The sequence below is a fragment of the Pseudomonas sp. PSE14 genome (assembly GCF_029203285.1).
GTDB lineage: Bacteria > Pseudomonadota > Gammaproteobacteria > Pseudomonadales > Pseudomonadaceae > Pseudomonas.
In genome coordinates, this window is sequence record NZ_CP115669.1 from 743,401 (window position 1) to 763,981 (window position 20,581).

Consider the following 20,581-nt stretch of genomic DNA (forward strand, 5'->3'; position numbering starts at 1 on the left):
CCGTTTTCGATGCCGCAGCCGATACAGCTCAAGGACCACGAGAAGGACGCCCGCCTGGTCCGCGCCCGCGTCATCGTCGGCGGGGTGGCGATCTTCCTGCTGGCGCTGGTGCTGGTGGCGCGCATGTATCACCTGCAGGTGACGCAGTACGACTACCACTCGACGCTGTCGGAAAACAACCGAGTCCACGTCCAGCCGATTCCGCCCAACCGCGGGCTGATCTTCGACCGCAATGGCGTGATCATTGCCGACAACCGTCCCAGTTTCAGCCTGACCATCACCCGCGAGCGCACCGAGAACCTCAAGGACACGCTCAAGACCCTGGTGGACATCCTCGGCCTCACCGAGGAAGACCAGGCCATCTTCGAGAAGCGCATGAAGCAGGGCCGCCGGCCGTTCGAACCGGTGCCGATCATGTTCGAGCTGTCCGAAGAGCAGATCGCCCGCATCGCGGTGAACCAGTACCGCCTGCCCGGCGTCGACGTGGCCGCGCAGTTCGTCCGCCATTACCCGCTGGGCGAACACTTCGCCCACTCGGTCGGCTACGTCGGGCGGATCAACGAGGCGGAGCTCAAGAAGCTCGACCCGGTGGCCTATTCCGGCACCCACCACATCGGCAAGACCGGCGTGGAGAAGTTCTACGAGAACGAACTGCACGGCACCGTGGGTTACGAGGAAGTAGAGACCAACGCCCGTGGCCGCGTGCTGCGCGTGCTCAAGCGCACCGAGCCGGTGTCCGGCCGCGACATCGTACTGAGCATCGACAGCAAGCTGCAGGCCAAGGCCGAGGAGGCCCTGGCCGGCCGTCGTGGCGCCATCGTGGCGATCCAGCCGTCCACCGGCGACGTGCTGGCGATGGTCAGCCAGCCGAGCTACGACCCCAACCTGTTCGTCACCGGCATCAGCTTCAAGGACTATTCCGCCCTGCGCGATTCCGAGGACCGCCCGCTGTACAACCGCGTGCTGCGCGGCCTCTATCCGCCGGGCTCGACGGTAAAACCGGCGGTGGCCATCGCCGGCCTAGACGCCGGCGTGGTGACGCCCTCCACCCGTGTGTTCGACCCCGGCTACTACCAACTGCCGAACTATGACCACAAGTACCGCAACTGGAACCGCTCGGGCGATGGCTGGGTGAACCTGGAAACCGCGATCATGCGGTCCAACGACACCTACTTCTACGACCTGGCCCACAAGCTGGGGATCGACCGCCTGCACGACTACATGAGCGAGTTCGGCTTCGGCCAGCGCGTGGCCCTGGACATGTTCGGCGAGGCCGAGGGCCTGATGCCCTCCCGGCAATGGAAGCGCGCGCTGCGCCGCCAGGCCTGGTTCCCCGGCGAGACGCTGATCCTCGGCATCGGCCAGGGCTACATGCAGGCCACGCCGCTGCAACTGGCGCAGATGACCTCGCTGATCGCCAACAAGGGCAAGTGGATCCGTCCGCACCTGGCCAAGACCATCGACGGCCAGCCGCCAGTGGACCCCGAACCGATGCCGGACATCCTGCTCAAGGACCCGAACAACTGGAGCCTGGTCGACAATGGCATGCAGCAGGTGGTCCACGGTGCCCGTGGCACCGCGCACAAGGTCGGCGCCACCGCCGTCTATCGCATCGCCGGCAAGTCCGGTACGGCGCAGGTGGTGGCGATCAAGCAGGGCGAGAAGTACGACCGCTCCAAGCTCCTCGAACGGCACCGTGACCACGCCCTGTTCGTCGGCTTCGCCCCGGCGGACAACCCGCAGATCGCCGTGGCGGTGATGGTGGAGAACGGCGAGTCCGGCTCCGGCGTCGCCGCACCCGTGCTCAAGCAGGTGATGGACGCCTGGCTGCTCGACGAGAACGGCAAGCTCAAGCCTGAATACGCGCCCCAGGCCACGGCGGAGGCCGCCAAGCCATGACCAAGAACGGCAATTTCGACCGCACCCTGTCCAACGAAGACGTGATGAAGCGGCGCTCCAGCCTGTTGCAGCGCCTGCACATCGACGGCCTGCTGCTCCTGCTGCTGGTGACCCTGGTCTCCGTCGGCCTGTTCGTCCTCTATTCGGCCAGCGGCAAGAGCTGGGACCTGCTGATCAAGCAGGCGTCATCCTTCGGCCTGGGCCTGGGGGCTATGTTCGTACTGGCGCAGATCGAGCCGCGCTTCCTCGCCCGCTGGGTGCCGCTGGGCTACCTGATCGGCGTGGCGCTGCTGGTGGTAGTGGACGTGATGGGCCACAACGCCATGGGCGCGACCCGCTGGATCAACATCCCGGGGGTGATCCGCTTCCAGCCGGCGGAGTTCATGAAGCTGTTGATGCCCATGACCATCGCCTGGTACCTGTCCAAGCGCTCGCTGCCGCCGGGCTTCAAGCACAGCGTGGTGGGCCTGGCGCTGATCGTGGTGCCCTTCGTGCTGATCCTCAAGCAGCCGGACCTGGGTACCGCCATGCTGGTGCTGGCCTCCGGCGCCTTCGTGCTGTTCGTCGGCGGCCTGCGCTGGCGCTGGATCATCATGGCCGTGTCGGCGGCGGTGCCGGTGGCGGTGGCCATGTGGTACTTCGTCATGCACGACTACCAGAAGCAGCGCGTACTGACCTTCCTCGACCCGGAAAGCGACCCGCTGGGCACCGGCTGGAACATCATCCAGTCCAAGGCCGCCATCGGCTCGGGCGGGGTCTTCGGCAAGGGCTGGCTGCTGGGTACGCAGTCCCATCTGGATTTTTTGCCCGAAAGCCACACGGACTTTATCATTGCCGTGCTCGGCGAAGAGTTCGGCCTGGTCGGGGTGTGCCTCCTGCTGGTGCTGTACCTGCTGGTGATCTACCGGGGGCTGTGGATCACCGCCCAGGCGCAGACGCTGTTCGGCAAGCTGCTCGCCGGCAGTATCACCATGACCTTCTTCGTGTATGTGTTCGTCAACATTGGTATGGTCAGCGGGTTGTTGCCAGTGGTGGGGGTTCCGCTGCCCTTCATTAGTTACGGCGGAACTTCACTGGTGACCCTGATGTCAGGGTTCGGGGTTTTGATGTCGATCCATACCCATCGCAAGTGGATCGCCCAGGTTTGATGACAAGAGTGAAGAAAGGGATGCAAGTATTGCGCGCCTGGGCTGCCAGGGGAGTGCATTGGGTCGGAATCGCGGGGGCGATCGGCATGTCCGGTGCCGCTGCCGCGGGCGACTACGATGGCTCGCCGCAAGTGGCCGAGTTCGTCAGCGAAATGACCCGTGAGTACGGCTTCGCCGGCGAACAGCTCATGGCGTTGTTCCATGACGTGGAACGCAAGCAATCGATCCTCGACGCCATCTCCCGCCCTGCCGAACGGGTGAAGACCTGGAAGGAATACCGCCCGATCTTCGTCACCGACGCGCGCATCAACCGTGGCGTGGACTTCTGGAACCAGAACGCCGAGGCCCTGGCTCGCGCCGAGCAGGAATACGGCGTGCCGGCCCAATACATCGTCGCCATCATCGGCGTAGAGACCTTCTTCGGCCGCAACACCGGCAACTTCAAGGTGATGGACGCGCTGTCCACCCTGGGCTTCGACTACCCGCCGCGCGCCGACTTCTTCCGCAAGGAACTCAAGCAGTTCCTGCTCCTGGCCCGCGAACAGCAGGTCGACCCGCTCAGCCTGACCGGCTCCTACGCGGGCGCCATGGGCCTGCCGCAGTTCATGCCAAGCAGCTTCCGCGCCTATGCCGTGGACTTCGACGGCGACGGCCACATCAACATCTGGAGCGACCCGACCGATGCCATCGGTAGCGTCGCCAACTACTTCAAGCAGCACGGCTGGCACACCGGCGAACCGGTGGTGTCGCAGGCCGAGCTGGGCACCTCCACCGCCGAGGATGCCATCACCCAGGGCCTGGAGCCGCAGCTGAACCTCGGTCAGCTACGCTCTCAGGGCTGGCGCACCCATGACGTACTGCGCGACGACCTGATGGTCACCGCCATGCGCCTGGAAGGCGACCAGGGCTCCGAATACTGGGTCGGGCTGCCGAACTTCTATGTGATCACCCGTTACAACCGCAGCGCCATGTATGCCATGGCGGTCCATCAGCTGGCTGGCGAGATCGCCAAGGCGCGAGGTGTCCATTGAGCAAGCGAATCGCAAGTCCCGGCCTCTGGTCGCTGGCCGCCTGCGTTGGCCTGAGCACTGTGTTCCTCGCCAGTTGTACGGGTAACCGCGCGCCGCAGCAGCAGCCAGTCGCCAGCAGCGGCATTTCCGGCCCTTACGACTACAACCGCCCGCATCGCGACGGCGCGCCCTGGTGGGACGTCGACGTTTCGCGCATCCCTGATGCCGTGCCGATGCGCCACAACGGGCCGGTGAAGAACAACCCCTACACCGTGCTGGGCAAGACCTACTACCCGATGAACGACGCACGTACTTACAACGTGGTAGGCACCGCGTCCTGGTACGGCACCAAGTTCCACGGCCAGGCCACCGCCAACGGTGAGCAGTACGACCTGTACGGCATGACCGCCGCGCACAAGACCCTGCCGCTGCCCAGCTACGTGCGCGTCACCAACCTGGACAACGGCAAGAGCGTGATCGTCCGGGTCAACGACCGTGGTCCGTTCTATTCCGACCGGGTGATCGACCTGTCCTTCGCCGCGGCGAAGAAGCTCGGTTACGCCGAAACCGGCACCGCGCGGGTCAAGGTCGAGGGTATCGACCCGGATCGCTGGTGGGCCTCCCAGGGCAAGTCGCAGCCGATGATCATGGCGCTGCCGAAAATGGCCCCGCAGCAGCCGGCCGCCGCGCAGCCACAGGCCGTGGCCATGGCGCAATCGATCGAAACCTACACCCCGCCGCCCACGCAGCACGCAGCGCCCGTGGCGCCGGTTCAGATCGACTCAAAAAAAAACGCTTCATTACCAGCCGATGGCCTGTATCTCCAGGTGGGTGCCTTCGCCAACCCGGACGCTGCGGAGCTTCTCAAGGAGAAGGTCGGCAGCCTGACGGGGGCGAAATCCTTTATCAGCTCGGTCGTGGTCAACCAGCAGACCTTGTACCGAGTGCGCCTGGGGCCGATCAACACGCAGGATGAAGCAAGCCGGATGCAGGACAGCATCCGCGTGGCCAATCTTGGCCAACCCAAGCTCGTGCATCTGGACTGAGTCTCCACGGCACGAGCCGCAGTGGTCCGTAGAGGCCGCGGCATGAGTTCCCCCACGAGGGGATTGTTTGTTTGACCATTAGTGAACCCCAGAGAAACGGATGAACATCTTCAACATCGCCAAACGCCTGTCATTGCTTGTGCTGCTCAGCGCCCCCGTGGCCAGCTGGGCCGCTGAAGTCGTTCCCGCCGCGCCGCAACTGGCGGCCAAGGCCTGGGTCCTGATGGACGGCGCCAGCGGCCAGATTCTCGTCGAGAACGCCGGCGACGAGCGCCTGCCCCCGGCCAGCCTGACCAAGCTGATGACCGCCTACATCGCCACCAAGGAAATCGAAGGCGGCCGCATCGCCGAATCCGACATGGTCACCGTCAGCGAGCATGCCTGGCGCACCGGCGGTTCGCGCATGTTCATCAAGGTCGGCTCCCAAGTTTCGGTGAGTGACCTGCTGCACGGCATCATTATCCAGTCGGGTAACGACGCCTCTGTCGCCCTGGCCGAGCACATCGCCGGCAGCGAAGACGCCTTCGCCGACATGATGAACACCACCGCGCAGAAGCTGGGCATGACCAACTCCCACTTCATGGACGCCACCGGCCTGCCCAACCCGGACCACTACTCGTCCGCCAAGGACATGGCCGTCCTGGCCCGCGCCATCATCTACGGCGAGCCGACCCACTACGCCATCTACGCGCAGAAAGAGTTCTTCTGGAACAACATCAAGCAGCCCAACCGCAACCTGCTGCTGTGGCGCGACAAGACCGTCGACGGCCTGAAGACTGGCCACACCGACGAAGCCGGCTACTGCCTCGTGGCCTCCGCCGTGCGTGACGGCCAGCGCATGATCGCCGTGGTGTTCGGCACCAACAGCGAACAGGCCCGCGCCGCCGAGACCCAGAAGCTGCTGACCTATGGCTTCCGCTTCTTCGAATCGCAGACCTTCTACAAGAAGGGCGCCGAGCTGACCAAGGCCATGGTCTGGAAGGGCTCCGAGCACGAAGTCAAAGCCGGCCTGGCCGAAGACCTGACCATGACCGTACCGCGCGGCCAGCTCAAGCAGCTGCAGGCCAACATGGTTGTCGAGCCGAGCCTGATGGCCCCGATCCAGCAGGGTCAGGTGATCGGCAAGGTCGAGGTCAAGCTGGGTGACAAGGTCGTCCGTACCTCCGACCTGGTCGCGCTGAACGCCGTTGAAGAAGGCGGCTTCTTCCGCCGCATTTGGGACAGCCTGCGCCTGTTCTTCTACGGCCTGTTCAACTGACCGCCCGTCCCGGCCTTGTACTTTTGTATACAAAGCCGGGATTGATCCTCACGCGCAGTCGCAAACTCGGGTAAAATGCCCGCCTGCGACTGCGCGGTCCCCCCGTGGCCCGGCAGCCGTCGTCCGATCCACCCGGAGCGACCTCATCCAGGGCGCTCATGCGGAGGCGGGCCACCCGCCCGCGAGTGCCATGACTGATACCACCAATACCGTCGACCCCCTCAATTCCGGGAACGAGCAGCCCGCGCCGAAGATCGAGTTCCCCTGCGAACGCTATCCGATCAAGGTCATTGGCGACGCCGGCGAAGGCTTCTCCGACCTGGTCGTCGAAATCATCCAGCGCCACGCGCCCGACCTCGACGTCACCACCCTGGTCACCCGTGACAGCCGCAACGGCCGCTTCCTGTCCGTGCAGGTGCTGATCACCGCCACTGGCGTCGACCAGTTGCAGAACATCCATAAAGACCTGCGCGCCACCGGTCGCGTCCACATGGTGCTCTGATGGGCGAAACGCTGGGATTTCGTGAGTTGGGCATGTTGCCCTACGAGCCGACCTGGCACGCCATGCAGCGCTTCACCGCCGAGCGCGAGCCCGCTACGCCCGACGAAGTCTGGCTGCTCGAACACGAGCGCGTCTTCACCCAGGGGCAGGCCGGCAAGGCCGAACATGTGCTGTTCCCCGGCGATATCCCGGTCGTTCAGGTCGACCGCGGCGGCCAGGTCACCTACCACGGCCCCGGCCAATTGGTGGCTTACCTGCTCCTCGACGTGCGCCGTTCCGGCATCGGCGTGCGCGATCTGGTCTCTCGCATCGAACAGAGCCTCATCGGTCTGCTGGACAGCTACGGCGTGAACGCTGTGTCCAAACCCGATGCTCCGGGCGTCTATGTTGACGGCGCGAAGATCGCATCCCTCGGCCTGCGCATCCGCAACGGCCGCTCCTTCCATGGCCTGGCGCTGAACGTGGACATGGACCTGGAACCCTTTCGACGCATCAATCCCTGCGGTTACGCAGGCATGGCCATGACCCAGCTGCGAGAGCTGGCGGGCCCCATCGCATTGGCCGATGTGCGCGAGCGCCTGCGTGGCGAACTCGTCCAGCGCCTTGGCTACGCAGCACAGAAGACCCTAACGGGCGGGATCTAACCTAGATGAGCACTGTTGTGGACAACCCGGGTCAGGCTGCCCCAGCCGCCAAGCCGGGCAAGGTGGAAGTCGGCGTGAAGCTGCGCGGCGCGGAAAAGGTCGCGCGCATTCCGGTGAAGATCATCCCCACCGAGGAACTGCCGAAGAAGCCCGACTGGATTCGCGTGCGCATCCCCGTTTCGCCCGAAGTCGACCGCATCAAGCAACTGCTGCGCAAGCACAAGCTGCACAGCGTCTGCGAGGAAGCCTCCTGCCCGAACCTGGGCGAATGCTTCTCCGGCGGCACCGCCACCTTCATGATCATGGGCGACATCTGCACCCGCCGTTGCCCCTTCTGCGACGTCGGCCACGGCCGGCCGAAGCCGCTGGACGTCGACGAGCCGAAGAACCTCGCCATCGCCATCGCCGACCTGCGCCTGAAATACGTGGTGATCACCTCGGTGGACCGCGACGACCTGCGTGACGGCGGCGCCCAGCACTTCGCCGACTGCCTGCGCGAGATCCGCAAGCTGTCCCCGGGCATCCAGCTGGAAACCCTGGTCCCGGACTACCGCGGCCGCATGGATATCGCCCTGGAAATCACCGCCAACGAGCCGCCGGATGTGTTCAACCACAACCTGGAAACCGTGCCGCGCCTGTACAAGTCCTCGCGTCCGGGTTCCGACTTCGAGTGGTCGCTGGACCTGCTGCAGAAGTTCAAGCAGATGGTCCCCCACGTACCGACCAAGTCCGGCCTGATGCTCGGCCTGGGCGAAACCGACGAGGAAGTCATCGAAGTCATGCAGCGTATGCGTGAGCACGACATCGACATGCTCACCCTCGGCCAGTACCTGCAGCCCTCGCGCAACCACCTGCCGGTGCAGCGCTTCGTCCACCCGGATACCTTCGCCTGGTTCGCCGAGGAAGGCGCGAAGATGGGCTTCAAGAACGTCGCTTCCGGCCCGCTGGTGCGTTCCTCGTACCATGCCGACCAGCAGGCGCACGGGCACAAGATCGGCTGATCGAGCCTGTTCCAAACAAGGCCGCCTCCCGCCAGGGACGCGGCCTTTTGTTTTATCTCAGCCCAGCATCGGCATCGCTGAACTGCCCGCCGCGCTTCGCCCCTCCACATAACGGTTCATATCGCGCGAGGCCATCGCTAATCATCAATGCCCCCGGAAATACTGAAATCTTTGAATTTCAGCTCGATTCGCTTCGAACAAGAAAATTCTGATAGGCCATGAAGAGTGAGCCGACATCGCCCAGGTTCTCCAGTCCGGAAAATGGCCCGTGTCGCGAGCCCCCATCCAACGGGGAGCGACATGTGCCACGGGGGAACAACGATGTGGCTCGACTCCCTGGAAGGAGCACCCCCGGCCTCCCAGAACACTGCTGAGAAATTCAAATGAAAAAGCTGCTCGTAGCTGCCCTGGTCTCCGCTGCTTCCATCAGTGCTTACGCCGCTGACGTCAAAGTCACCTTCGACGGCGAAGTGGTTGACCAGACCTGCAAGATCAATGGTTCCGACCCGATGGTCGACGTCGCTGTCACCCTGCCGAAGGTCGGTGCGACCTCCTTCTCTGTCAACTCCCGAGTTTCCGGCGCGAAGAAGTTCGACCTGACCCTGACCGACTGCACCGCTGCCCCGACTCTGCGTTGGGAGCCGCTGCCGAACGTTGACCTGACCACTGGCGCCCTGAAGAACCTGTCCACTGGCGGTTCCAACGTCCAGGTCCAGGTTCTGAACCAGGCCCAGCAGGTGATCGACCTGAACAACGACGCTGGCTTCCCAGTGACGCTGGACGCTTCCAACAGCGCCACCGTGAGCTACTACGGCCAGTACTACGCCAACGTGCTGCCGGCCACTACCGGTCTGGTCAACACCTACGGCTACATCACCCTGACCTACTAAGGTCGTGCGGCCGCTGTGCCGCATCGGGTGGCTGCAATACCCGTCGGGAGCGCTTCGCTCCCGACGTCCCTTCTCAAAGGTTGGTGTGTGATGTTCAAGCTCTCTTCCAGATCCCTGTGGTTTGCCGGCTGCATGGGCGCAGTCGTCCTGTGGTCCAGCATGGTCAGTGCTGGCATCGTGATCACTGGCTCCCGCGTTGTTTACCCCGCCAAGGACAGAGAAGTGACGGTCAAGATGACCAATAACGCAGAAGAGCCGTCACTCGTTCAAGCCTGGGTCGACAAAGGCAATTCCAAGCTGACGCCCGACAAGGCCGATGGCCCGTTCCTCATCACGCCACCCATTACCCGGGTGGAGCCGAAGAAAGGGCAGGCGCTGCGCCTGGTCTACACCGGCGATGACGCTGCTTCCAAGAAGCAGGAAACCGTTTTCTGGCTGAACGTGCTCGACGTTCCGCCCATGCCCAAGGACAAGGAAGCCAACTTCCTCCAGGTGGCAGTCCGTTCGCGCCTCAAGATCTTCTATCGCCCTGACGGCCTACCCGGCTCCCCGGCTGAATCGGCCCAGGGCCTGAAATGGTCAGTGGTCCAGACAGGCGGCGGCTATGCCGTGCGCGCCACGAACGGCGGTGCCTTCCACGTCTCGCTCTCGACCATCACTGTGCAGGCCAATGGCAGGTCGTATCAGGTCAAGCCTGAGGACGTGAAGATGGTCGCTCCCGGTGCCAGCGAGACCTTCCCGGTTCAAGGGCTGAATACCGCACCCGGTGCTGGAACCCAAGTCGACTACCAATGGGTGAACGACTGGGGTTCCCCGCAGAAGGTTGAAGCCAAGCTCTGACCGCCTGATTCCGCCAGTTGAGCCAAGCGCCGGCTGGCGGCCCTAGCGAACCAAATGCGTTTCCACCCTGCACACCCAGCCTTCGTCCGGGTGTGGACTTGCTCGTCCGCAAGAAGACGGATCAACAGAGAAAACGATTATGGATATCACGCAAGGCCCCTTCACCCAGCAACGTACCCCATTGGCGGCAGCGATCGCCATGGGGTCGACTTGGCTCCCTGTCGCCATGGGATGTTGTCTGCTGTACGGAGTCTTGCTCGCTTTTGGCGTGGCCTCCGCCCTGGCGGATGACGCGCCTGCCGTAAAGCGGAGTTCCAGCTCCCTGGAGGTCGCTGAATTCAACCCGAGCTTCTTCGACCATGGCGGCAGCGTGCCGAGCGTGGACGTTTCCCGTTTCGAGAAAGGGACACCCGTCGAGCCCGGCGTCTATCGCCTGGACATCTACGTCAACCAGTCCTGGGTGGGACGGATGCCGGTACGCGCGGTGTCTGAAGGTAGCGGCCGGGACGCCACCTCGACCTATTGCATCAAGAGCTCCCAGTTCGCCGAACTGGGCGTCGATGTCAGCAAGCTTCCGCCAGAAAAGCAGAAGTTGATTACCGGTGACTGCGTTGATTTCAATGCGGTCGTCCCTTCGGGCAAGCTCGATGTGGACCTCTCCGAACTCTCCGCCAGCATCTCTGTGCCGCAACTGTATCTGGGCCGGCAAGTCCACGGTTACGTCGACCCATCAGAGTGGGACAGTGGCGTAACCGCCGGCTTCCTCATGTACGACACCAACGTCTACAAGAGCGATAGCCAGGGTTCCGACTCGACCAACTATTACGCGGGCATCAACGCGGGTGTGAACCTGGGCGAATGGCGTGCCCGCTATAACGGTAGTTACAGTCGCAACGAAACGGATAAAAGCAAGACAACAAGCAACTACAACTCCATCAGTACCTACGTCCAACGTGACGTTACACCGTTGAAGGCGCAGTTCACCGCCGGTCAGTATTACACCGACAGTGCCGTGTTCGACTCCGTGCCCTACACCGGCGTGCAGCTCGCCAGCGACGATCGCATGTTGCCGGATTCTCAGCGGGGCTTCGCGCCCAACATCCGTGGCGTGGCGGATACCAATGCGCGGGTGCGGGTAAAGCAGGGCGACAACGTCATTTATGAAACCAGCGTCGCTCCCGGTCCGTTCGAGATCAACGACCTTTACAACACGGGATATTCCGGCGACCTGACGGTGGAAATCACCGAGGCCGATGGACGCGTGAAATCGTTCCTGGTGCCGTTCGCGTCGATCAACCAGCTCGTCCGCCCAGGTATATCCCGGTACAGCGTAACGGCGGGCAAGTATCGCGATGACAACCTGGATCGTGAGCCCAACTTCGCTCAGGGCACGTACCAGTACGGTATCAGTAACTACTTGACTGCCTATACCGGCGGCATCGTTGCTGAGGACTACGCGGCGGCCCAGGGGGGCCTGGCGTTGAGTACTTCGCTGGGGGCCCTGGCGGCGGACGTAACACAGTCCAAGGCCAAAGACCTGAATGACAGCCAGTACGGCCTGAAAAAGGACATGAGCGGCCAGAGCTACCGCGTGACCTACAGCAAGCTGCTGGAACCGACGAATACCAACTTCACTATCGCTGCCTATCGCTTCAACAGCGAAAACTACCTGAGCTTCCAGGACTTTGCCCAGGCTTGGGGTACTGACCACCAGAACAACTACAACCTGTATCGCCAGCGTAACCGTTATCAGCTAGGTATCAACCAGCCGCTTACGGATCGCAGCTCCTTGTACTTCAGTGGTTCGAAGCAGAACTACTGGAACAAGGGCAGCAGTGATGCCAGTTTCCAGGGTGGCGTCAACACGGGCTTTAACTGGGGATCGATGTCGCTATCGGCCTCACGTACCAGCAACCAGGACGGTGAATACGACAACACCTATATGCTGAGTGTGACCGTTCCCATTGGTTTGGGTAATCGCCATCCGATGTCGCTGACGAGTAACGTCAACTTTACCAACGGCAAGAACAACAGCATTCAGACCAGCCTGAACGGCTCGGCAGGTGACGACAACCAGATTGCCTACGGTGTTTACGGGTCCGGTAACAAGTATGACGGCGACCGCACCTACAACAGCGGCGCAAACATTTCCTACAGCGCGCCGGAAGCTATTTACAACGCCAACTTCAGTACAGGTGACGGATACAAGCAAGTAGGACTTGGCGCTCGCGGATCGGTCGTCGCACACCCTGGTGGCATCAACTTCTCGCAGAACCAGAGCGAAACCATGGCCGTGGTCGAGGCCAAGGGGGCTGAAGGTGCGTCCATCAGCACCAACGTCGGTGCCAAGGTTGCCAAAAACGGCTATGCCGTCGTTGGCGGGCTGACACCCTACCGTCGTAATGACATTGACTTGGATCCTAAGGGTACTTCCAAGGATGTTGAGCTTGAGGTGACCTCCCAGCAGACAGCGCCGCGCTATGGCTCGGTGGTCATGCTGAAGTATTCCACCATCACCGGTGCCCCTGTCCTCATGCAGGTGGTGCGGGATAGTGGGGAGGCCATCCCCATGGGCGCCGAAGTGTTGGATGCGAAAGGCAACAATCTGTCCATGGTTGGTCAAGGCGGCAGGATATTCCTGCGGGGCCTGGAGCCGAAGGGCCGTTTGTTCGTCAAGTGGGGGGATGGCTCCGGGCAAACTTGCCAGATCGATTACTCGTTGCCAGCTCAGAGCGATGACAAGCTCCCCTTCATGAAGGTGAGTTCGACCTGCCGGGCGATTCTGGATGCACCTAAAGTTGCCGGGCGCTAATTACTGATCGTAATTGTCTGAATTGTTAATTCGGAAGTAGGTGTTCAATGGGTTTGCATGAGATATATGGGAAGAGGTGGTGGTTCAGCGATACGCTGCTGCGGGTAATCCTTGTCTGTTCGATTGTGGCTCTCATGTCGGGCAAGGCAGTGGCTGCAGCCACCTGTAGTGGCAATCCAGCACCGGATACGTTCAATTTTCCATCGGCAATCTCCGTGCCTCGTGATAGTACACAAGTGACGGCCCTTACCGGTTGGGTTGCGGGCCCATCCGCTACAAACTGGTGGAATTGTAATACTTCTAATAACTCTAATACCGGTTCTGCTGTTTTTAAGCCTGCCAGCGCAAATGCTTCCTACTCGGATGGCAGCGGTACGTACACAGTCTGGAAAACCAGCAAGGATGGGGTTGGCTTTGTACTTAAATATAATGTCTATGCGAATGGTTGCGGGTGGGCTGGCTGGAATGGGCTGGTTTCAAGTACGTATCCCTATGGATATAACGCCTGTAACGCTGATGGAGCTATAACCAACGGTGGCCAAGTACAGATTCGTCTCGTTCAATATGGACAAATCACTGCGGGGATGCTCGTTGGCGGCGAGCTAACACGTGCGGTGGTTTATGTGGATGGAAGTTATGGGGCGCAAGGCGGCCCAAAACAATTTATGACATCTCCGGTACAGTTCAACGTACTGATGTGCCAAGTGGACTCTGTGGATCTGCAATTGGCCGACTCGTATGTGTGGGACTACGCCTCGACGACAGAGGTTAAGAAGAAGCCGCTACAGATCCAGGTCAAGAATTGCCCATCGGGCATGAATGTTATTCGCTACGAACTGGAGCCCATTGGAGCGAGCATCATCAGTTCTACAAACGGTACTTTCAGCAACCAATCCGGCCCAGGAATGGCTGGTGGAGTGGGAATTAGGATCACCGATAGTACCGGAACCAACCCGATCAGGTTTGCAGACTCCAGCTATACGTTGGCGGGCTACAGTCCGACCAGCGGAAACTCAATGTTGCCGATCAACCTGAATGTGGCTTATTACAGAACCGGTACTGCGGCGCAAGTAACGCCCGGGCAAGTGGTCGGGCTTGTCCAATTGACGATGCTTTATCTTTAATACGTAAAATTCAAGAAAGGTGAGGTTGATATGAAAAAAATTCTTGCTGCTGCTGGGATATTTTCCTGCGCCGCCAACGTATACGCGGCAATACCGGACGCGCAAATCAATATTACTGGTAAGGTTATCGACGGAACTTGCACTATCGCAGGCACTGGAAGCGCCCCGACTCAGATCAACGTACCGCTGAGTTCGGTCATGAGCAGTGATTTTGCGGCAGTGGGCGCGCTGAGCAAGAATCAGAAGTCGTTCGATATCGTATTGACCAACTGCCCGACGGCCACCACCACAATGAAGTGGGACGCGGCCGTGAACGTCGATGCCGCTGCCGGTACGCTGAAGAACACCAACTCGAGCGGCACCAGTGCACAGATTCAGTTGTTCAAGAGTGATGGCACTACCGCCATCAACCTGGTGAACGATCCGGGCGTCAGCTTCACTACCACCAGCCAGACGTTCACCTATGTAGCCAAGTACTATGCCAAGGCGCTGCCGGTGACTGGCGGGGATCTCTCGACATTTACCTACCTGTACCTTACGTACAATTGACCTATCGGCGTGCGTCGATAAGCCAGGTGAAAAAGGGCCCTTTCAGGGCCCTTTTTCTGCGCCTTTCAATCGCGCAGACGGTCCAGCAGTGCTTGGGTCGGATAACCGTCTGCCGGCCAACTGATGGTTTTCTGGAAGGCGCGAATCGCCTGCCGGGTATTGGCGCCGATAATGCCGTCTACGGAACCGGGGTTGAAGCCGCGATCCATCAGCTTCTGTTGAAGTTCGATACGCTCGCTCCGGCTGAGTGGCGCCTCATCGACTGGCCATTGTCCCGCCAACTGTCCGCCGCCCTTGAAGCTGTCAGCCAGCAGACCGACAGCCAGGGCGTAGGAGGTTGAATTGTTGTACTTGAGGATGGCGCGGAAATTGTCCGTGACCAGGAAGGCCGGGCCGCGATGGCCTGCCGGCAGTAGCAGCGAGGCGTTGGTGGCCGCGATGGGCTGATTGGCGCTCACTGGCCGCACTCCCAGGCGCTGCCATTCGGCGATGGGTTTGCGGATGCCCATGTCCGCTTCGGCGTAGTCGAAGCCTTGGGGCAGGCTTACTTCGAAGCCCCAGGTCTGGCCACGCTGCCAGCCCGAAGCGTGCAGGTAGTTAGCAGTCGAAGCCAGGGCGTCGCTGGATGAGCCCCAGATGTCGCGTCGGCCGTCCCCGTCGAAATCCACCGCGTAGCGGTTGTAGGTGGTGGGGATGAACTGGGTCTGGCCCATTGCGCCGGCCCAGGAGCCAATCATGTTGCTCGCCGGCACGTCGCCGTGCTGGAGAATCTGCAGGGCGGCGATCAGCTGGTCGCGGCCGAATTCCGGGCGGCGACCTTCGTAGGCCAGGGTGGCCAGCGAGCGGATCACGTTCTTGCTGCCCATCTGCTGGCCGAAGTTGCTCTCCATGCCCCAGATGGCCATTACCGCTTCGCGGTCGACACCGTAGGTGCTGTCGATGCGTTGTAGCGCATCGGTGTTCTGCAGAAGCCGGTCCTGGCCGTTACGCACCCGCGCCGCTGAAACGGCACCTTCCAGGTATTGCCAGATCGGGCGGGTGAACTCGGGCTGGCTGCGGTCGGCGGTAATCACGGAATCATCCGGCTCGATGCCAGCGAAGGCCGTATCGAAGGTGTGGGCGCTGATGCCGGCGGCCATGGCCTGGCTGCGGAAATCGTCGCGCCACTGGGCGAAGCTTTGTGTCGGTTGCGTGGCGAATGGGGTGCCAGGCGTGCCTTGGGGTGGCGCCTCGGCACAGGATGACAGCAGGCCGAAGGTGGCCAGGGACAGAGCGGCGACGAGCAGGCAGCGTTGGCCGACAACAGATGGAACGGGCTTGCGCATTGCTCTCCTCGAGTACTGGCAGGGGAGCGGCCACCATAGCATGGCCACTGTGAAGCGTCTGCGCTGGGCAGAAGCAACGGGTCTGCAGGCTTCGATGGCAACGGTAAAGGAAAATTCCCGAGGTCGCGCAGTGCCCGCCGGGCGGCACGGGGGTGGCCAAGCCGCTATTGCTTGGGCTGGGTTCCGTTTTCCTGATCGACCTTGGGCGCACTCTGGTCCAGTTCCTTGAGCATATCGTCATAGGCGGCGCAGTCGTCCGGGCGTTGCTCGCTGGAGCGAGATTTCTTCATTTCCGCGAGTTTTTCGTTGAGCTTCTGCGCACGCTGGGGATCGCTGCGGGTGACTTCGGTGACCTTGGCGGCGACTTGCCTGCCCTTGGCTTCGGCTTCCTGATCGGAGCAGAACGCATGGGCGGATAGGCTGAAGGGTAGGGCGAGGATGGCGACGATCAGGGGCGCTTTCATGTGCGGACCTCCTTGGCTTGGCTGTCCGGTTGAAAGCTAAAGGGTGCGGAGGGTTCAGGTTTTCTGACGTTTTCAGGCCGCCAGAAGCGAAGAAGCCTCCCAATTGTGGGAGGCTTCGCGGCGGTAGCTGCCTTTGCCTTTGAGGGGCTTTTCCTGGCGGCTGCGGAACAGCGGTTGCGCGACCAGGGATTTGGCCTTGTTCGGCCGTTTGGAGTGCTTTGCCATCATGATGTCCTCATCGAGACCGGCCTCTTGCCGGCGCGCGAATGTTCTGCCTATTTGGCACGTATGTCCAACGCCTTTGGTCAGTCGATGGGCAGACCAAGGCCGGCAGGTGGCATTTGGGGCTACTCTGGCAGCGGCGTACCTTTTGACGTAATGGACAAGAACGAGGACAAGGGCGATGAAGTTTCTCTGCATGATCTACTTCGACGAGCGCAAGGCGGCTGAATTGCCGGAGGCCGAGCTGCGCGGCATCGTCGATGAATGCATGACCTACAGCGAGCAATTGCGACGCAGCGGCAACTACATCGCCGCCAACGCGCTGCTACCCACGCCCACGGGCCGGACCCTGCGCGGTCAGGGCGAGCGGCTGGCAATCACTGACGGTCCCTTCGCGGAGACCAAGGAACAGCTCGGCGGCTTTTACCTGATCGAGGCTACCGATATGGAAGAGGCCCAGCGCATCGCTGCGAAGATTCCGCCAGGGCGACTGGGCTGCGTGGAGGTTCGGCAGGTGCGGGAATGGGAATGACGCTGATTGGCCGGCCGGCTTAGCGCACTACGGGGCGATTCGGGGGCATCGGCTGGAAACGAAAAACTCCAGGCGTTTGCTGTGCAGGCAACAGCGAGCGCATGGCGAAGGAGGCTGTGGGATTGTCGCCAACGTTGTAACAGTCCTTTTCGGGCGCACGGCTATGGGCGAGCCAAGGGCTGAGCTAGGTTAATAGCTAGCCAACTATCGCCACGGCGCGCAGGGACTGCCTCGCCATCGGCTGGAGATGTCTCATGCAGCAATGGTCCCCGACCCAGCGCAATGTGGTGATCGCTTCGGTGCTCGCCTGGACGCTGGATGCTTTCGATTTCTTCCTGCTGGTCTTCGTTCTCACCGACATCGCCCAGACCTTTCACGTCGGTCTGCCGCAGGTCTCGCTGGCGATCCTGCTGACCCTGGCGGTGCGGCCTATCGGCGCGCTGCTATTCGGCCGCTCCGCCGAGCGATACGGCCGACGGCCGGTGCTGATGATCAACATCCTGATCTACTCGCTGCTGGAGTTGGCTTCGGCTTTCTCACCAAACCTGACGACTTTCCTCATCCTGCGCGTGGTTTACGGCGTGGCGATGGGGGGGATCTGGGGCGTGGCGTCGTCACTGGCGATGGAGACCATCCCAGAGCGCTCCCGCGGCATGGTGTCAGGGTTGTTCCAGGCCGGTTACCCGGCCGGCTACCTGATTGCCTCGATCGTCTACGGTCTGTTCTTCGTAGTCCTGGGGTGGCGCGGGATGTTTATTCTCGGCTGTCTGCCGGTGGTGCTGGTGGCGTTCATTTGGTTCAAGGTGCCGGAGTCACCAATCTGGCAGGCGGCGCGTGAGCGCAAGGAGTCGACGCCGTTGTGGCCGGTACTGCGCAAGCAATGGAAGCTGTGCCTGTACGCGGTGCTGCTGATGGCGTGCTTCAACTTCTTCAGCCATGGCACCCAAGACTTGTACCCGACCTTCCTGAAGGTGCAGCACGGGTTCGATCCGCACACGGTCAGCCTGATCGCGGTGGCCTATAACATCGCTGCAATCCTGGGCGGTATCCTGTTTGGCAGCCTGTCCGAGCGTATCGGGCGGAAGAAGGCGATCATCTGTGGCTCGCTGCTGGCGCTGCCAGTCCTGCCGCTGTGGGCCTTCAGCCATGGCGCGGTGGCGCTGGGTCTGGGCGCCTTCCTCATGCAGTTCATGGTGCAGGGAGCTTGGGGTGTGATTCCCGCGTACCTCAACGAGCTCGCTCCGGTGGGTACGCGGGCAGTATTGCCGGGGTTCGTCTACCAACTAGGCAATCTGGTCGCTTCGGTGAACGCCCCGCTGCAGGCGGAGATTGCAAAGAGCTACAGCTATGGCACGGCAATGGCCATTGTGGCCGGAGTCGTGGCGGTGTTGATCTGCATGCTGATCAGCACCGGGCGCGATACACGGGGAGTGGCGCTGGATCGGGGCGGGGAGTCGCGTCGGGCGCCGCTGGTACATTCTTGATGGATGGGCGGTGCGAGCAAGCTCGCTCCTACGATGAGCCTGTACGCATTCCTTTAGAAGTGAGCTTGCTCGCGAACCCGTCGTAGACCGGATATCAGGCCGATGGCAGGCTGATGCGCTGTCCGGCGACCAGCAGCGCGAGGCGGGCGAGACCGCTCCAGGGATCGCCCTGTGCCTGCCCCTTGATCTGCGCATCGATCAGCTGAGCATCCTGCAGCATCTGGTTCCAGCGGCTGCCGGTGTGGCGCTGCAGGGCGCGGGTCATCAGTGGGCGGCGTTTGTCCCAGATGGGGGGGCGGGCCTGGCTGAAGGCCTTGTCCAGCGGCACACCCTGGCTGAATTGTTGCGCCAGGGCCGCGAGCACGCGGATTTCCCGGGCCAGGGCCCAGAGAATCACCGGGGGCTCCACGCCCTCGCCGCGCAGGCCCTCGAGCATGCGCAAGCAATGTGCCGCTTCGCCGCCGAGGGCTGCATCGATCAGGCCGAAGACGTCGAAGCGCGCACTATCGGCCACCGCCGCCTGGACGGTGGCGGCATCGATCTGCTGACCTTCGGCCAGCAGCTTGAGCTTTTCGATTTCCTGGGCGGCGGCCAGCAGGTTGCCTTCCACCCGGGCGGCGATCAGGTCTACCGCTTCCTGGCTGGCGGCCAGTCCCGCCTGGGACAGGCGCTGGCGAATCCACTGCGGCAGCTGGTGCACGTCGATCGGCCAGATCTGGATGAACTGGGCGCCGTCGCCATCGATCAGTGCCTTGGCCCACTTGGTCTTCTGCGTGCTGCCGTCGAGCTTGGGCAGGCTGACCAGCAGGACGGTGTCCTCCGGCGGGCGTTGCAGGTATTCCAGCAGGATAGCCGCGCCCTTGTCGCCGGGCTTGCCGGATGGCAGGCGCAGCTCGATCAGGCGCTTTTCAGCGAACAGCGAGAGGCTGGCGCCGGCTTCGAGCAGCTGGCCCCAGTCGAAGTTGGCTTCGGCGTTGAATACCTGGCGCTCGCCGAAGTCACGCTGGCGGCAGGCCGCGCGAATGGCGTCGCAGGCTTCCTGGCAGAGCAGCGGTTCGTCGCCGCTGACCACATAGACGGGGGCCAGGTTGCCTTGCAGGTGCTTGGCGAGTTGTCCGGGATTGAGCTTCATGATGAAAAAGGGGCCGGTTGTCCGGCCCCTGTCTGTCACTCGGCTTTCGGGAATTCGATCGGCGACTGCTGCGGCTGGGCCTTGGCGGCATCCTCCGCGGCTTTCTGCGCGTCCGCTTCGGCCTTGGCCTTGGCATCGGCCTTGCGTTGCAGCTCATCCAGCTGGGCCGGGGTGATCATCTGCAGGCGCATGGCCATCTGCTGGACCAGGTCGCGGCGCATTTCTTCGCGGATCTGCGCGGCTTCCTGATCGGAGCCGACCAGGTTGTTCTCGTCCTGTACGTAGACCTTGCGCACCTGCACCTGGCCATTCATCAGCAGCAGGTTGTTGGTACCGCGGATTTCATAGTCCAGGGTGTTGGTCAGCTGGTTTTCCGCGCTACGTGCCGAGCTGGTGTAGCTGACGGTACGATTGGTCACGTCTTCGCGCGCGAGGATGACGTGGTAAGGCGCGCGGGAGACGACTTTCACGCCGCTGCCTTCGAGCACTTGCTGGAGCTGCTTGACCGTTTCGCCATAGGCATTGCGGGCGGTCAGGTCGACTTCCTTGAGCGCAAAGTTCGTATCGCCCATGCCGCGCAGGTGGAAACCGCAGGCGGTCAGCACGCTGGCCAGGCCGATCAGCGCGAGGCTGGTCAGGATACGTTTCATCAAGCTTCCCTCACTCCTGTTGATCCGGGGTGCCCGTGGCCAAGGTGCC

The 20,581-nt window shown here is 62.1% G+C and carries 20 protein-coding genes; 15 read left to right on the forward strand and 5 right to left on the reverse strand.

Going from position 1 to position 20,581, the window contains the following annotated elements:
• Positions 1–9: 9 nt before the first annotated feature.
• The 13 genes from mrdA to O6P39_RS03590 all read left to right on the forward strand — a co-directional run bounded on the left by mrdA (position 10) and on the right by O6P39_RS03590 (position 14,723).
• Positions 10–1,899 (forward strand): penicillin-binding protein 2, encoded by a 1,890-nt coding sequence (gene mrdA / locus O6P39_RS03530; RefSeq protein ID WP_275610049.1) that lies wholly within the window; start codon positions 10–12, stop codon positions 1,897–1,899.
• 44 nt (positions 1,900–1,943) lie between these two features.
• The gene (rodA, locus tag O6P39_RS03535) at positions 1,944–3,047 is read left to right on the forward strand and encodes a rod shape-determining protein RodA (RefSeq protein ID WP_275611877.1); all 1,104 of its coding nucleotides are present in this window, start codon (positions 1,944–1,946) and stop codon (positions 3,045–3,047) included.
• An 8-nt stretch (positions 3,048–3,055) separates the two neighbouring features.
• Positions 3,056–4,078, forward strand: a complete 1,023-nt coding sequence (gene mltB, locus O6P39_RS03540) for a lytic murein transglycosylase B (RefSeq protein WP_275611878.1) — start codon at positions 3,056–3,058, stop codon at positions 4,076–4,078.
• A complete protein-coding gene (locus O6P39_RS03545; RefSeq protein ID WP_275610050.1) occupies positions 4,075–5,103 on the forward strand; it encodes a septal ring lytic transglycosylase RlpA family protein in 1,029 nt (342 codons plus the stop codon). The genes mltB and O6P39_RS03545 overlap by 4 nt, the downstream gene beginning before the upstream one ends.
• 100 nt (positions 5,104–5,203) lie before the next feature.
• A complete protein-coding gene (locus O6P39_RS03550; protein WP_275610051.1) occupies positions 5,204–6,361 on the forward strand; it encodes a D-alanyl-D-alanine carboxypeptidase family protein in 1,158 nt (385 codons plus the stop codon).
• 190 nt (positions 6,362–6,551) lie between these two features.
• Positions 6,552–6,863 carry a DUF493 domain-containing protein gene (locus O6P39_RS03555; RefSeq protein ID WP_275610052.1) on the forward strand — a complete coding sequence of 104 codons (312 nt, stop codon included), beginning with the start codon at positions 6,552–6,554 and terminating at the stop codon, positions 6,861–6,863.
• On the forward strand, positions 6,863–7,507 hold the full coding sequence (gene lipB / locus O6P39_RS03560) for a lipoyl(octanoyl) transferase LipB (RefSeq protein ID WP_275610053.1): 645 nt from the start codon (positions 6,863–6,865) through the stop codon (positions 7,505–7,507). The genes O6P39_RS03555 and lipB overlap by 1 nt, the downstream gene beginning before the upstream one ends.
• Before the next feature lie 5 nt (positions 7,508–7,512).
• Positions 7,513–8,508 (forward strand): lipoyl synthase, encoded by a 996-nt coding sequence (gene lipA, locus O6P39_RS03565; RefSeq protein WP_275610054.1) that lies wholly within the window; start codon positions 7,513–7,515, stop codon positions 8,506–8,508.
• Positions 8,509–8,891: 383 nt separating this feature from the next.
• Entirely contained in the window at positions 8,892–9,398 is a 507-nt protein-coding gene (locus O6P39_RS03570; RefSeq protein ID WP_275610055.1) for a fimbrial protein, read from the forward strand.
• 90 nt (positions 9,399–9,488) lie between these two features.
• Positions 9,489–10,238 carry a fimbria/pilus periplasmic chaperone gene (locus O6P39_RS03575; protein WP_275610056.1) on the forward strand — a complete coding sequence of 250 codons (750 nt, stop codon included), beginning with the start codon at positions 9,489–9,491 and terminating at the stop codon, positions 10,236–10,238.
• Between the two features lie 139 nt (positions 10,239–10,377).
• Complete coding sequence (locus O6P39_RS03580; protein ID WP_275610057.1) at positions 10,378–13,050, forward strand: fimbria/pilus outer membrane usher protein; 2,673 nt, start codon at positions 10,378–10,380, stop codon at positions 13,048–13,050.
• A 134-nt stretch (positions 13,051–13,184) separates the two neighbouring features.
• Positions 13,185–14,174, forward strand: coding sequence for a fimbrial protein (locus O6P39_RS03585; protein WP_275610058.1), 990 nt, complete (start codon positions 13,185–13,187; stop codon positions 14,172–14,174).
• Positions 14,175–14,204: 30 nt separating this feature from the next.
• On the forward strand, positions 14,205–14,723 hold the full coding sequence (locus O6P39_RS03590) for a fimbrial protein (RefSeq protein ID WP_275610059.1): 519 nt from the start codon (positions 14,205–14,207) through the stop codon (positions 14,721–14,723).
• Between the two features lie 65 nt (positions 14,724–14,788).
• Here O6P39_RS03590 and O6P39_RS03595 read toward each other — a convergent pair whose 3' ends face one another.
• The 3 genes from O6P39_RS03595 to arfA all read right to left on the reverse strand — a co-directional run bounded on the left by O6P39_RS03595 (position 14,789) and on the right by arfA (position 16,737).
• Positions 14,789–16,048 carry a lytic murein transglycosylase gene (locus O6P39_RS03595; protein WP_275610060.1) on the reverse strand — a complete coding sequence of 420 codons (1,260 nt, stop codon included), beginning with the start codon at positions 16,046–16,048 and terminating at the stop codon, positions 14,789–14,791.
• Positions 16,049–16,212: 164 nt separating this feature from the next.
• Complete coding sequence (locus O6P39_RS03600; protein WP_275610061.1) at positions 16,213–16,512, reverse strand: hypothetical protein; 300 nt, start codon at positions 16,510–16,512, stop codon at positions 16,213–16,215.
• Between the two features lie 72 nt (positions 16,513–16,584).
• Positions 16,585–16,737, reverse strand: a complete 153-nt coding sequence (gene arfA / locus O6P39_RS03605; protein WP_275610062.1) for an alternative ribosome rescue factor ArfA — start codon at positions 16,735–16,737, stop codon at positions 16,585–16,587.
• A 178-nt stretch (positions 16,738–16,915) separates the two neighbouring features.
• On the opposite strand from arfA, the gene O6P39_RS03610 reads away from it, so the two are divergent.
• On the forward strand, positions 16,916–17,266 hold the full coding sequence (locus O6P39_RS03610; RefSeq protein ID WP_275610063.1) for a YciI family protein: 351 nt from the start codon (positions 16,916–16,918) through the stop codon (positions 17,264–17,266).
• A gap of 254 nt (positions 17,267–17,520) precedes the next feature.
• Positions 17,521–18,750 carry an MFS transporter gene (locus tag O6P39_RS03615; protein WP_275610064.1) on the forward strand — a complete coding sequence of 410 codons (1,230 nt, stop codon included), beginning with the start codon at positions 17,521–17,523 and terminating at the stop codon, positions 18,748–18,750.
• Positions 18,751–18,844: 94 nt separating this feature from the next.
• Here O6P39_RS03615 and holA read toward each other — a convergent pair whose 3' ends face one another.
• Together holA and lptE are read right to left on the reverse strand one after the other, a co-directional pair.
• Positions 18,845–19,882: a DNA polymerase III subunit delta gene (holA, locus tag O6P39_RS03620; protein ID WP_275610065.1), complete on the reverse strand. Its 1,038-nt coding sequence runs from the start codon at positions 19,880–19,882 to the stop codon at positions 18,845–18,847.
• A gap of 35 nt (positions 19,883–19,917) precedes the next feature.
• Complete coding sequence (gene lptE / locus O6P39_RS03625) at positions 19,918–20,532, reverse strand: LPS assembly lipoprotein LptE (RefSeq protein WP_275610066.1); 615 nt, start codon at positions 20,530–20,532, stop codon at positions 19,918–19,920.
• Positions 20,533–20,581 lie beyond the last annotated feature (49 nt).

Excerpts from the sequence above, each read along its gene's own strand:
- O6P39_RS03600 (WP_275610061.1), bottom strand. The coding sequence starts at position 16,512 with ATGAAAGCGCCCCTGATCGTCGCCATCCTCGCCCTACCCTTCAGCCTA.
- O6P39_RS03585 (WP_275610058.1), top strand. The coding sequence starts at position 13,185 with ATGTCGGGCAAGGCAGTGGCTGCAGCCACCTGTAGTGGCAATCCAGCA.
- lptE (WP_275610066.1), bottom strand. The coding sequence starts at position 20,532 with ATGAAACGTATCCTGACCAGCCTCGCGCTGATCGGCCTGGCCAGCGTG.
- arfA (WP_275610062.1), bottom strand. The coding sequence starts at position 16,737 with ATGGCAAAGCACTCCAAACGGCCGAACAAGGCCAAATCCCTGGTCGCG.
- O6P39_RS03590 (WP_275610059.1), top strand. The coding sequence starts at position 14,205 with ATGAAAAAAATTCTTGCTGCTGCTGGGATATTTTCCTGCGCCGCCAAC.
- O6P39_RS03610 (WP_275610063.1), top strand. The coding sequence starts at position 16,916 with ATGAAGTTTCTCTGCATGATCTACTTCGACGAGCGCAAGGCGGCTGAA.
- O6P39_RS03615 (WP_275610064.1), top strand. The coding sequence starts at position 17,521 with ATGCAGCAATGGTCCCCGACCCAGCGCAATGTGGTGATCGCTTCGGTG.
- lipB (WP_275610053.1), top strand. The coding sequence starts at position 6,863 with ATGGGCGAAACGCTGGGATTTCGTGAGTTGGGCATGTTGCCCTACGAG.
- rodA (WP_275611877.1), top strand. The coding sequence starts at position 1,944 with ATGAAGCGGCGCTCCAGCCTGTTGCAGCGCCTGCACATCGACGGCCTG.
- O6P39_RS03570 (WP_275610055.1), top strand. The coding sequence starts at position 8,892 with ATGAAAAAGCTGCTCGTAGCTGCCCTGGTCTCCGCTGCTTCCATCAGT.
- O6P39_RS03580 (WP_275610057.1), top strand. The coding sequence starts at position 10,378 with ATGGATATCACGCAAGGCCCCTTCACCCAGCAACGTACCCCATTGGCG.
- mrdA (WP_275610049.1), top strand. The coding sequence starts at position 10 with ATGCCGCAGCCGATACAGCTCAAGGACCACGAGAAGGACGCCCGCCTG.
- lipA (WP_275610054.1), top strand. The coding sequence starts at position 7,513 with ATGAGCACTGTTGTGGACAACCCGGGTCAGGCTGCCCCAGCCGCCAAG.
- O6P39_RS03555 (WP_275610052.1), top strand. The coding sequence starts at position 6,552 with ATGACTGATACCACCAATACCGTCGACCCCCTCAATTCCGGGAACGAG.
- holA (WP_275610065.1), bottom strand. The coding sequence starts at position 19,882 with ATGAAGCTCAATCCCGGACAACTCGCCAAGCACCTGCAAGGCAACCTG.
- O6P39_RS03550 (WP_275610051.1), top strand. The coding sequence starts at position 5,204 with ATGAACATCTTCAACATCGCCAAACGCCTGTCATTGCTTGTGCTGCTC.
- O6P39_RS03595 (WP_275610060.1), bottom strand. The coding sequence starts at position 16,048 with ATGCGCAAGCCCGTTCCATCTGTTGTCGGCCAACGCTGCCTGCTCGTC.
- O6P39_RS03575 (WP_275610056.1), top strand. The coding sequence starts at position 9,489 with ATGTTCAAGCTCTCTTCCAGATCCCTGTGGTTTGCCGGCTGCATGGGC.